The sequence below is a fragment of the Zoogloea sp. LCSB751 genome, from assembly GCF_002028455.1.
Classification (GTDB): domain Bacteria; phylum Pseudomonadota; class Gammaproteobacteria; order Burkholderiales; family Rhodocyclaceae; genus Zoogloea.
On sequence record NZ_MWUM01000004.1, the window covers coordinates 205,621 to 217,814 of the forward strand.

Annotated in this window: 10 protein-coding genes; 1 reads left to right on the plus strand and 9 read right to left on the minus strand. The window is 67.9% G+C overall.

Annotated features, from left to right (window positions below; all coding sequences use genetic code 11):
* Positions 1–64: 64 nt before the first annotated feature.
* Positions 65–682: a DVUA0089 family protein gene (locus tag B4920_RS06765; protein ID WP_079433853.1), complete on the plus strand. Its 618-nt coding sequence runs from the start codon at positions 65–67 to the stop codon at positions 680–682.
* On the opposite strand, the gene B4920_RS06770 is transcribed toward B4920_RS06765, so the two are convergent.
* The 9 genes from B4920_RS06770 to B4920_RS06810 form a co-directional block, all read right to left on the minus strand.
* Positions 679–2,247, minus strand: coding sequence for an acyl CoA:acetate/3-ketoacid CoA transferase (locus B4920_RS06770; RefSeq protein ID WP_079433854.1), 1,569 nt, complete (start codon positions 2,245–2,247; stop codon positions 679–681). The genes B4920_RS06765 and B4920_RS06770 overlap by 4 nt on opposite strands.
* A gap of 98 nt (positions 2,248–2,345) precedes the next feature.
* Positions 2,346–4,133: an acyl-CoA dehydrogenase gene (locus B4920_RS06775; RefSeq protein ID WP_079433855.1), complete on the minus strand. Its 1,788-nt coding sequence runs from the start codon at positions 4,131–4,133 to the stop codon at positions 2,346–2,348.
* A 59-nt stretch (positions 4,134–4,192) separates the two neighbouring features.
* Positions 4,193–5,539, minus strand: a complete 1,347-nt coding sequence (locus B4920_RS06780) for a porin (protein WP_079433856.1) — start codon at positions 5,537–5,539, stop codon at positions 4,193–4,195.
* A 204-nt stretch (positions 5,540–5,743) separates the two neighbouring features.
* A complete protein-coding gene (locus B4920_RS06785) occupies positions 5,744–6,163 on the minus strand; it encodes a thioesterase family protein (protein WP_079433857.1) in 420 nt (139 codons plus the stop codon).
* 10 nt (positions 6,164–6,173) lie between these two features.
* Positions 6,174–6,941: a 3-hydroxyacyl-CoA dehydrogenase gene (locus B4920_RS06790; protein ID WP_079433858.1), complete on the minus strand. Its 768-nt coding sequence runs from the start codon at positions 6,939–6,941 to the stop codon at positions 6,174–6,176.
* A gap of 155 nt (positions 6,942–7,096) precedes the next feature.
* Positions 7,097–8,356 carry a thiolase family protein gene (locus B4920_RS06795; RefSeq protein WP_079433859.1) on the minus strand — a complete coding sequence of 420 codons (1,260 nt, stop codon included), beginning with the start codon at positions 8,354–8,356 and terminating at the stop codon, positions 7,097–7,099.
* Positions 8,353–9,123 (minus strand): crotonase/enoyl-CoA hydratase family protein, encoded by a 771-nt coding sequence (locus B4920_RS06800; RefSeq protein WP_079433860.1) that lies wholly within the window; start codon positions 9,121–9,123, stop codon positions 8,353–8,355. The genes B4920_RS06795 and B4920_RS06800 overlap by 4 nt, the downstream gene beginning before the upstream one ends.
* Before the next feature lie 40 nt (positions 9,124–9,163).
* Positions 9,164–11,032 carry a feruloyl-CoA synthase gene (locus tag B4920_RS06805; RefSeq protein ID WP_079433944.1) on the minus strand — a complete coding sequence of 623 codons (1,869 nt, stop codon included), beginning with the start codon at positions 11,030–11,032 and terminating at the stop codon, positions 9,164–9,166.
* Positions 11,033–11,047: 15 nt separating this feature from the next.
* Positions 11,048–12,190, minus strand: a complete 1,143-nt coding sequence (locus B4920_RS06810; protein ID WP_079433861.1) for an ABC transporter substrate-binding protein — start codon at positions 12,188–12,190, stop codon at positions 11,048–11,050.
* Positions 12,191–12,194: the final 4 nt, after the last annotated feature.

The window sequence follows — 12,194 nt, forward strand, 5'->3', positions numbered from 1 at the left end:
GATGCATGGTGTGATCAAGCACACATGATCCATCCGGTGCCGGCCCGGTTTCACGGAGACGTCCATGCAATACTCCGGCCTCCCAATCTGCCTTGCCCTCGCACTGCTCTGCGTCACCCCGCAAGCTGAAGCCGGCGACTACAGTTTCTCCGGTCGCCTCAACGACCCGGCCAATGCCGCCCTCGTTGGCAGCGGCCTGCAGGCTGCCCAGTTCAGCGACGAAGGGGCCATCGCCAATAACGTCGCGCTGTATACCTTCAACGTCGCGGCGGGCGGGTCCGTCAGCTTCACCAGCCTTGGGTTCGCCGGCGGTGGCATCGATCCCTATTTCAGCCTGTTCAGCGGCAGCGGCAATGCCGCCGGCTTCCTGGGCTCGAACTACGTGCAGGCGTTTTCGAGCGGTGGCGATTTTACCTTCAGTTTCATCCTCACCCCCGGCGATTACACCATTGCGCTCGGCAGCTTCGCCAACATGTCCATCGCGGAAAACAATGGCATCGGCAGCTTGGGCGATGGTTTCATCGGCCTCGGCCAGCCAGGCACCTTGGGCTCCGGCCATTACCAGCTGAATGTCGGCGTACCCGATCAACCGAATGGGGCTCCCGAGCCGGGAACCCTGCTGCTGCTGGGGCTCGCCGGCGTCGTACTGGGCGTGATCCGTTACTTCCGGTCCCGCCGTTAGGCACGCTCTCCAAGTAGCCCGGCGAGCCCGCCCCATTCCGGCTTGAAGATCTCCGCGTCCATCAGCGTCAGATCACGGACGATCGGCCGGAAGCGCATGTGCGCCAGAACGTCCCGCTCCAGGTCGACGCCCGGCGCGATCTCGGTCAGCTCCACGCCCTCCTCCGTCAACCGGAACACCGCCCTCTCGGTCACGTACAGCACCGGCTGGCGGATGCCCTGCGCGTAGCGGCCGCTGAAGGTGATCTGCTCCACCTGTTCCAGAAACTTGCTGTGCCCACCTTCCTGCACCACCGTCACGCGGCCATCGTCGATGTCCACCTGCAGGTCGCCCGCCGTGAAGGTGCCGCAAAAAACCACCTTGCGGGCATTCTGGGTGATGTTGATGAAGCCGCCGCAGCCCACCGGCCGGCCGTTGAACTTGCTGACATTCACATTGCCCGCCGCATCCGTCTGCGCGAGGCCCAGGAAAGCCACGTCGATGCCACCGCCGTCGTAGAAGTCGAACTGGGCCGGCTGCTCGATGACCGCCTCCGCGTTGAGCGCGTGGCCGAAGTCGAAGCCACCGGCCGGCACGCCACCAATCGGGCCGGTTTCCAGCGTCAGCGACATCAGTTGATCCACGTGCTCCTCGGCGGCCACCGCGGCGACGCCTTCCGGCATGCCGATGCCCAGATTCACCACCGCGCCAGCCTTCAACTCCATCGCCGCCCGCCGCGCGATCACCTTGCGCGGGTCCAGCGGCAACGGCGGCGTGGAGCCGCGCAGTACCTTGATGTCGCCCGCGTAGGCCGGGTTGAAGTAGGTCGCCATGGTCTGCAGGTGGTTCTCCGCCTTGCCGACCACCACGTAATCCACCACCACGCCGGGGATCTTCACCTGCTTGGGGTGCAGCGAACCGGCGCGCACCACGTGCTCCACCTGGGCGATCACGATGCCGCCGCTGGCCCGCGCCGCCTGGGCCACCGACAGGCTTTCCAGCAGCACGCCTTCCCGGTCCATCGTGATGTTGCCCTTCTCATCGGCCACCGAACCGCGGATCAGCGCCACATCCACCTTGGGCGCCTTGAACTGCAGCCACTCCTCGCCGTCCATCTCGATGAGCTTCACCAGGTCTTCCTCAGTCCGGCGGTTGACCTTGCCGCCTTCGATGCGCGGATCGACGAAGGTGCCCAGCCCAACCTTGGTGATGAAGCCCGGCCGGCGCCCCGCCACCTGGCGCGGCAATAACGCCAGCACACCCTGGGGCAGGTTGTAGGCCTCGATGCGCTCCTCCATGATCAGCTTCATCAGGTTCGGCCCGCCGACACCGAAGTGCCCACCAACCAGGCGCTTGATCAGCCCTTCATGGGCGAAATGGTGCATGCCCCGGTCCTTGCCGTTGCCGACGCCGGTGGAGTGATACAGCGTCAGGTCACGCGGATGGCCGGTGGCGAGGAAGGCCGCCTCGATGGCCTTGGCCACTTCCTCGGGAAAGCCGGCCAGGCCCATGCCGGTGCAGAAAACGGTGGCGCCATTGGGAATCAGGCGAGCGACGTCGCCCGCCTCGATGAAACGGGTAGTCATGGTTTTGTTCTCCTGTGGGGGCGAATTCATTCGCCCTTCTTGCGTTGAATGACGTCTGCGGGCGAATGAATTCGCCCCCACGAATCAGAAGCGTGTGCTCAGAACGCGGCTTCGCTGAAGGCGGACAGCGCGGGGCCGGCCATCTGCACGGTCTGCGCGCGGGCAGCCGCTTCGGGCAGCACGGTGGCGAAGTAGAAGTGGGCCAGCTCCACCAGGCTGCGCAGATACACCGCATCGCCCTCGCCGGCGGCCAGCTGAAGCCGGGCGGCCTGGGCCATGCGCCCCATCTGCCACGCGCCGACCACGCTGCCGAGCAGGTGCAGGAAGGGCACCGCGCCGGCCAGCACGTCGGCCAGACGGGTCTTGCCGTTGGCGAGGATCCAGTCCGTCGTGTCTTCCAGCGCAGCGACAGCCGCGTCCAGCCCGTCGGCCAGCGCTGCGAAGTCATCGCTGCGCAGCGACGCCGCGCCATCGCGGAGTTCGGCGATCAGCTCGCGCAGGGTTTCGCCGTTCTCGCGCAGGATCTTGCGGCCGATCAGGTCGTTGGCCTGGATGCCGGTGGTGCCTTCGTAAATGGTGATGATGCGGGCGTCGCGGAAGAACTGGGCAATGCCGGTCTCCTCGACGAAACCCATGCCGCCGAAAACCTGGATCGCCTCGTCGCAGACGTCGTTGCCGACCTCGGTGCACCAGCCCTTGGCCACCGGCATCAGCAGGTCCACATAACGCCGGGCCTTGCCGGCCGCCGCCGCGTCAGTGCTGTGGTGGGCGATGTCGAACCAGCCGGCGGCGGTGTACAGCAGGCCGCGCATCGCCATCACGCGGGCGCGCATGCCGAGCAGCATGCGCTTCACGTCCGGGTGGTGGATGATCGGCCGCCCCGCTTCGCCGCTCACCGCGTCGCGCCCCTGCACGCGCTCGCGGGCATAGGCCAGTGCGTACTGGTAGGCACGCTCGCCGAGGCCGAGGCCCTGCACGCCGACGCCGAAGCGGGCTTCGTTCATCATGATGAACATGGTTTCCAGGCCCCGGTTCGGCTGACCGACCAGCCAGCCAACCGCGCCCCCGGCGTCACCGAAGCTCAGCGTGCAGGTCGGGCTGCCGTGGATGCCCATCTTGTGTTCGATGGAGATGCAGCGCACATCGTTCTTCGCGCCCGGCTGGCCGTCGGCGTCGAGCAGATACTTGGGCACGATGAACAGGGACAGCCCCTTCACGCCGGCCGGTGCGTCCGGCAGGCGGGCCAGCACCAGGTGCACGATATTGGGCGTCAGCTCGTGCTCGCCGTAGGAGATGAAGATCTTCTGCCCGAACAGCCGGTAGCTGCCGTCCGCGCCCGGTTCTGCGCGGCAGCGCGTGGCGGCCAGGTCGGAACCCGCCTGGGGCTCGGTGAGGTTCATCGTCGCCGCCCATTCGCCGCTCACCACCTTGCCGAGCCACAAGGCCTTCTGCTCGTCGGATGCGGCGATCTGCAGCGCCTCGGCCTGCCCCACGTTGAGCTGCGGCAGCATCGTGAAAGCCATGTTGGTGGAGAACCACATCTCCCACACTGCCGTGGACAGCAGCTTGGGCAGACCCTGGCCGCCGTGCTCGACGGGCAGCGACAGGCCGATCCAGCCGGCCTCGGCGAACTGCTTGTAGGCCTCGGCCCAGCCGTCGGGGGTGATCACCCGTCCGTCCTCCGTCAGCCGGCAACCCTGCAGATCGCCCTGGCGGTTGATCGGCGCCAGCACACCGGCGGCAAACTTGCCGGCTTCCTCCAGCACGGCGTTCACCAGGTCCTCGCTGGCCTCCTCGCAACCCGGCAGGCGGGCGATGTCATCGAGGCCGGCCAGCGCCTTCATCAGGAATTGCATGTCCCGCAGGGGAGCTTGATAGTCGGTCATGGTGGCGTCTCCACAGCCGGGCCCGCCTGGGCAGGCCCCGGGGTTTCAGGTTGAAGGGATCAGAAGCGGTAGCGCAGGCCGATCATGCTGGCATTCTGCGAGCCACCGGCCGGCGGCGAAATACCGGCACCGACCGACGCTGCGTACTGGGCATTGGAACTGTTGTCGATATGGGCCAGCTGCAGGTAGGTCGCGAAGTCCTTGTCGAAGGAATAGAAGCCGCGCAGCACGATCAGGCTGCCGTCCCGCCCCTGGTCCTTGTTGAGGATGCGCTGGAAGCTGCCGTCCACCGAGATGCGGGTGGTGATCGGATGGGCGCCTTCCACGTAGTAGATGTCCGACTTCACCTGCGCCGCGGCGGCATCCACCTTGCGGCCCAGCCAGCCGACGCCGATCTTGCCCTGACCCAGTTTCACGTAGCCGCCCAGCGCAGTGCGGGTATCGGTGTCGCCGGAATTCGTGAAGGGAATCGCCGCCGTACCGTTGAAGAAGGCCGCGGTAGCGCCGGTGCCGCCGTGCTGCACGTCGGTGGCCGCCGCCAGGCCGAAGCGCTCGTCGTCGTAGCGGATCATCGCCGACCAGCCCTTGCAGGAGTTCGCGTTGCCGGCGATCTCGCCAGCGCAGGTGCCGGACGACGGCGTGCCGCCCTTGGTGTCGCGGCCGGCGCTGTAGTTGATGCCCATCGACAGCTTGGAGAAGGTGCCGCGCCACGCGATGCTGTTGTCGAAGCGGGCGCTCGGCAGGTAGTAGTCGAAGGAGCCGAGGCCGTAGATGTTGGGGCCCAGCAGGTCCGAGCTGTCCATGCCGAACAGCAGCATCGAATACTGGCGGCCGAAGGTGAAGGTGCCGATCGGCGTGTCGATGCCCGCGTAGAGCTGGCGGCCGAACAGGCGCCCGCCCTGGCCCAGGGAACCATCGTCCATGTTGAAACCAGCCTCGGCGACGCCAATGGCCTTGTAACCCTCGGTGAGCGCCTTCACCGCCTTCACGCCAACCCGCGACGCGATGGTGCCGGTGATGCTCGGCAGACGGTTGAGGCTGCCCTTGTTGCTGCCCTGCTGCACGTTGCTGATGTGCTCGTAGCCACCGTCGAGCACGCCGTAGAAACTGAGCTGCGGCGCGCCCGGCACCAGGCTGGCGACCTTCGCGCCGACGCTCGTCGCGGGGGTCGCGGCCGGTGCCGCAGCGGGAGCAGCCGCCTGGGCGGCGCGCAGGCTTTCCAGCTCGGACAGGATCCGGTTGATCAGCACCTTCTGCTCGGCCACTTCGCGCTTCAGCGCATCGTTCTCCGCATCGGCCAGGGCCGGTACGCTGGCGCCGAGGCCGCAAGCGGCCAGTACGGCGGCGGCCAGCGGGCGCTGCCAGGTGTTGAAGGTTTGTGCGGTGTGACGGTTTATTGTTTTCATCGTGGGTCTCCTCCTAGGTCCGGCATCGAGGCCGGAATGGTTTTGCCCGTACGGGCGCCTTCACGGGGCGACAGTCGCCATTCCATGAATCCTTGGGACGCACCGGCCCCGGGCCGGTCCGCGACGGATCAGGTCGGCGGCGCGGCCCCAGCGGGCGCGTCAGATAGGAAGCAGGCCGGGCTTGCCCGGCGTCGGGTCAGCGGGCTATTCGCACAGCGCGCGGTAGTCCTCGGGGATCGGTACCGCGCGGATGCGCAGCGGATCCTCCGGGTCCTGGCGGGCGAACACGCGCACCTCTCGGCCTTCGCACAGCACCGTGTCGCCGCGACGGGCGACGTGGCGCATCACGAAACTCTTGGTGTTCCAGGCCTCCACCGAAGAGTCGATCTCGATGTCCTCGCCGTAGGTGGCCGAGTTCATGAACTTGGCCTGGGCATCCACCAGCGGCGTGCCGATGATGCCGCGCTCGGCCGTGGTGTCGCGCCAGCTCGGCACGCCGCAGGCGGTGAAGAACTCCCGGCTGGCCGTGTCGAACCACTTGAAGTAGTTGGCGAAGAAGACGATCTGCGCCGGATCGCAGTCGCTGAAGGCGATGCGCAGGCGATGGGTGTGGCTGCGGGCCATCGTCGCCTCCTTACTTCGCCGCCAGACGGGTCGCCCCGTCGAGGCGGATCGTCTCGCCGTTGAGCATCACGTTCTCGACGATGTGCTTCGCCAGCGCCGCGTATTCCGCCGGCTGGCCGAGACGCGGCGGAAACGGCACCGACGCGCCCAGCGAGGCCTGCACCTCGGCCGGCAGCGTGTGCATCATCGGCGTGATGAACAGGCCCGGTGCAATGGTCATCACGCGGATGCCATGGCGCGCCAGCTCGCGGGCGATCGGCAGCGTCATCGCCACGATGCCGCCCTTCGACGCCGCGTAGGCGGCCTGGCCGATCTGCCCCTCGTAGGCGGCGACGGAGGCGGTGTTGATGATCACCCCGCGCTCACCATCCGGGCCGGCCTCGCCCTTGCTCATCGCGTCGGCGGCCAGGCGGATCATGTTGAAGCTGCCCACCAGGTTCACATGGACCACCTTGGCGAAGGCGTCCAGCGCCAGCGGCCCCTCCTTGCCCAGCACCTTGGCGGCGTTGCCGATGCCGGCGCAATTGACCAATCCGTGCAGGCCGCCGAAGCGGCTCAGCGCCAGCGCTACGCAGGCCTGGGCATCGGCCTCGTCGGCCACGTTGGTGCGCTGGAAGGCGGCGCGCTCGCCCAGTTCAGTCACCAGCCGGTCGCCGAGTTCGGCGTTGAGGTCGGCGATCACGACATGGGCGCCGGCGGCGTGGAAGGCCCGCACGTTGGCCTCGCCGAGGCCCGAGGCCCCGCCGGTGATGATGAAGCTATGGTTGTGAAGCTGCATTGGCTATGTCTCCGTATGTTGTTCTCGTGGGAGGCACCGATTCCCTGTAGGGGCGAATTCATTCGCCCTCGGTGCTCATCGCAGGCTGCGGAGGGCGAATGAATTCGCCCCTACAGTTCACCGATATGCCCTCACAGGCCGGGGAAGGCTGCCGATCAGACGCTTTCCAGCAGCACCGCCGCGCCTTGCCCGCCGCCGGCGCAGGCCGACGACACGCCGTACTGCTGGCCGGCCTCCTGCAGTTCGCGGGCGACGGTGAGGGTCAGGCGCACGCCGGAGGCGCCGAGCGGGTGGCCGATGGCGATGGCGCCGCCATGCACATTGGCCTTGTCCCGGTCCAACCCCAGTTCCCGCTCGCAGGCCAGGTACTGGGCGCCGAAGGCCTCGTTGATCTCCACGCGGCCGATATCGCCGACGCTGATGCCGGCCTTGGCTGCTGCCGCGCGGATGGCCGGCGCCGGGCCGATGCCCATGATCTCCGGCGGCACCGCCACCACCGCGCCGCCGACGATGCGGGCCAACGGCTTGAGGCCGTGGGCGCGTACCCAGTCGCCACGGGCGACGATCACCGCCGCCGCGCCATCGACGATGGCCGAGCTGTTGCCGCCGGTCTGCACGCCGCCGAAGGCCGGCTTCAGCTTGTTCAGGGTTTCGAAGGAGGTCGGGCGCACGTGACCGTCGCGCTCGAAGCGCGCCAGCCGGTCGGCCAGCTTGATGCTGCGGGGCTTGTAGCCTTCCAGTTCCCAGGTGGCGTTCTCGACGGCCGTCACCTCGTCGGCGAACCAGCCGCTCTCCCAACCGGCGCAAGCGCGGGCGAAGCTCTGTTCGGCGAAGCGGTCCACCTCCTCGCGGCCGATGCCGTAGCGGCGCGCCAGGTTCTCGGCGGTGTCGCCCATGCCGATGCCGGGCGCGGTGTCCTTGGTGGCCTCCCACAGGAAGTCGCGGAAATCCACCTGGCCCATGCGGAAACCAGCGCGGTGGGTGTAGGCCGCCACCGGGTTGCGGGACATGGACTCGGTGCCCACCGCCAGCACCACACTGGCCTTGCCGAGGGTGATCTGGTCGGCAGCGGTCAGGATGGTCTCGAAGCCGGTGCAGCACAGGCGCTGCACCAGCAGCGCCGGGGCCAGCGGATTGACGCCCGAGTACAGCCCGATGTGGCGCGGCAGGAAGTAGGCGTCGAAGCTCGACTGGGCCATGTTGCCGGCGATGATCGCGTTCACCTCGCTGGCCGGGATGCCGCTCTTCGCAAACAGCGCGCGGGCGGCGCAGATGCCCAGGTCGGTGGCGGAGGCGTCGCGCAGCGGGCCGGCGTAGTCGGCGAACGGTGTGCGCTGGCCGGCCACCAGCCAGATGTCGTCGTAGGTGGTGCCGAGGGCGGCCGCTTCGGAGGCGGCGAAAGCGTGGGTGCTCATGTGCGGGGTCCTTGTCCTTTGCGCTGGAGGAATTCGCCGATACGTTCGGCCACGTCGGGGCTGGTTTGGGTCAGGGCGGCGGTGAGGGATTCGACAAAGAGGCCGTCGTCGGTAGCCATGTTGTCGATGCGGGCGATGGCCGAGCACATTGCCCAGTTGGCCATCGGGGCGTTCTCGGCGACGCGGGCGGCGAGTTGCTGGGCCTTGGCCAGCGCCTCGCCCTTGCCGACCACATAGTGGGACAGGCCCAGGCGCTGGCCCTCCTCCGCGTCGAGGATGCGGCCGGTCAGCATCATTTCGCACATGCGGCCCGGCCCGATGATCTTGGCCACGCGCACCGACGCACCGCCGCCGACGAAGATGCCGTGGCGGCCTTCGGGCAGCTGGTAGATCGTGGTCGGCTCGGCAACGCGGATATGCGTCGCGGTCGCCAGCTCCAGCCCGCCGCCGATCACCGCCCCGTGCAGCGCGGCAATCACCGGGATGCCGCCGTGCTGGATGCGGTGGAAGATGCGGTGCCACCACTGGGAGTGCTGCATCACGCCGAAGGGCTCCCGGTGCTGGTGCTCGGATAGGTCGAGGCCGGCGCAGAAGTGATCGCCCTCCCCGGCCAGGATGATCGCCCGGGTGCCTTCGGGCGTCGCCGTCAGGGCTTCGTCCAGCGCCCGCAGCAGGCGGTCGGACACCGCGTTGCGCTTGGCCGGCCGTGCCAGGGTGATCGTATAGATGACGCCATCCTGCGACGTCTTGACGAGTTGTTCACTCATTGCTGTTTCCTCTTGTCGTTCTTGTCCGTCTTGTCGCGGCCTACACCGCGCCGTGCACCGTGATGACGGTCTTGTCGGGCACGTCGGCATACAGGTAGGCCACCAGGTCGGCGCGGCGGTTGAGTACCGCACGCTGGTTGATGTAGCCCTTGTCGGTGATCTCGCCGGCTTCCACCGACGGGGGTTCGGCAACGAGCAGCGCCCGCGCCGGATAGGTGGAGGTGCCGCCGCCCAGGCTCTTCATCATCGCCATGCCCTGGCGCACACGGGACAGCACCGCCGGGTTGGTGAGCACCTGCTCCACCGGTGCGTCCGGAGGCAGGTTCGGGCACAGGGTCCGGCACTCGGGGATGTTCGGGAAAACCAGGAAGCCGATCTCGTCCCGGTCATGGCCGGTGACGACGATGTCCTGGGCCACCGGCTTCAGCGCGTCGATGCCGGCCACCCGCAGGGAACCTACGTGCACCCAGGTGCCGGTGAGGAGCTTGAAGTCCTCACCGACGCGGCCGTCGAAGACCAGCCCAAGGGCCGGGCGCACCACATCGACGAACTCCACCGCGTCACCGATCATGTAGTAGCCCTCGTCGTCGAAGGCCTTGGCGGTGACGTCCGGCTGGCGCCAGTAGCCGGGGAAGACGTTGGGGCCCTTGACCCGCACCTCCATCTTGTCGGCGGCGGGCACCAGCTTCAGCGCGGTGCCCGGCACCGGCACGCCGATCACGCCGGAGCGCACCGCGCGAAAGTGGCAGTCGGTGGCCATCGGCCCGGTCTCGGTGGCACCCCACGACGACACCATCAGGATGCGCTTGCCGGTGGATTCCTCCGACAGGTCTTCCAGTGCGCTCCACAGGTGGTTGGGCAGCGCCGCGCCGGCGTAGAAGATGAACTTCAGGCGACGGAAGAAGTTGTCTCGCAGCGCCTTGTCCTCGCGCAGCAGCGGCACCAGCATGTCGTAGGCGCGGGGCACGTTGAAGTACACCGTCGGCGAGACGTCCTTCAGGTTGGCGACGGTGGTGGCGATCTGGGCCGGCGTCGGCTTGCCCTCGTCGATGTACAGCGAGCCGCCCCAGCGCAGCACCATGTTGAAGTTGTGGTTGCTGCCGAAGGTGTGGCTCCACGGCAGCCACTCCATCAGCACCGGCGGCTCCTCGGCCAGCACCGGCCACATCAGCTCCTTGGCCTTCTGGTTGGAGCACATCATGCGCTGGGTGTTGATGACCGCCTTCGGCGTGCCGACCGAGCCCGAGGTGAACAGGAACTTGGCGATGGTGTCCGGCGTGATGCGCGCGAAGGCCGACATCACCGCCGCCTCATTGGCCTCCCCTTCCAGTTCGGCGAAGGGGATCGTGCCGTCCACCCGCGCGCTGCCGCCGCCGGCCACCACCACCCCGTTGTGCAGGTGGCGGATCGCCTCGATGGCCGGCAGGAAGCGCTCCACCGGGTCGGCGTAGATCACGCCGGGGCGCAGCAGCTCGATGTTGCCCTTGAGCTTGGCGTGGTCCTTCGACAGCAGCGAGTTGCCGGACGAGATCGCGCAGGACGGCACGCCGACGTGCATCGCGGCGAGCATCAGCAGCGCGTGCTCGATGGAGTTGTCCGACAGCATCACCACCGGCCGCTCCGGCGACAGGTTCTGGCCGAGCAGCCAGCTGGCGATGCGGACCACGCGCTGGCGCGCCTCGCCGTAGCTCACCTCGATCCACGCCCCGTCCGCGCCGCGCTGGGCGAGGAACATCCGCTCCGGCGTGACGCGGGCCCAGTGCTCCTGCCATTCGCCGACGCAGCGTGCGTAGCTGTCGGGCAGCGGGATGCCGGAGCGCAGGATGCGCGTGCCGTCGGCGCGGGCCTCGATCAGCACCAGCGGCTCGGTGAACATCGGCCGGCTGATTTCGGTGATTTCATTGAGCATGTTCATCGCCCGTCCTTACTTGGTGAGCAGCGTATAGGCGCCGCCGACCACCTGGATCAACACCCGGCCGCGCTGGTCGAGGCCGAAGTGGTCGGTCGGGCTCATGCTGTAGACGCCGTGGGTGGCCACCACCTCCTTGTTGCTTTCCAGCGCATCGCGCAGGGCCTTGCGGAATTCCGGCGTACCGGGCTTGGCCTTCTTGAGGGCCACCGGCACCGCCGCCTCGATCAGGCGGTAGGCATCGAAGGCGTGGCCGGCGAAGGACACGAAGCTGCCGGCGCCGTACTTCTCCTCGTACTTCTGCACGAACTCCATGCCGAGCTTCTTGGACGGATGGCTGTCGGGAATCTGCTTGGCGGCGACCACCGGGCCGACCGGCATGATCACGCCTTCGGCAGCCTTGCCGGCAACGTTGAGGAAGGTCTGGTTCACCGCCGCGTGGGTCTGGTAGATCTGGCCCTTGTAGCCGCGCTCCACCAGCGCCGTCTGCGGCAGCGCCGCCGGGCTGCCGGAGGCGGCGACGAGCACCGCGTCGGGCCGCGCCGAAACCAGCTTGAGCACCTGGCCGCTGACCGAGGTGTCGTTGCGGGCGTAGCGCTCGACCGCCGCCAGCTTGATGCCGGCCTGGGCCAGCAGCGGCGTGACGACGTTGAGCCAGTCTTCGCCATACACGTCGGAGAAGCCGATGAAGCCGACGCTCTTCACGCCACGGGCCTTCATGTTGTCCACCAGCGCACCGGCCATCAGCGCGTTGTTCTGCGGCGTGCGGAAAACCCAGGCGTTCTTGTCGGCCGGCACATTGACCGGCGAGATGGCGATCTGCGGCGTCTTGCTCTCGAAGGCGACTTCGGCGATGGCCACCGAGGCCGGCGTGCTGGCCGAACCGACCAGCACGTCCACCTTGTCCTCGGAGACCAGCTTGCGGGCGTTCTTCGACGCCGCTGAAGGATCGGTGGCGTCGTCGAGGACGATGTACTTGACGTTCTCGCCGGCAATCTTGGTCGGCAGGATCGCGAAGACGTTCTTCTCCGGAATGCCGAGGGACGCCGCCGGCCCGGTGGAAGACAGGGAGACGCCGACGGTGATGTCGGCCAGCGCGGCCTGGCTGGCCAGCAGCGCGGCACCGGAAAACACGACTGCGAGTTTCTTCATCCTCATTGTT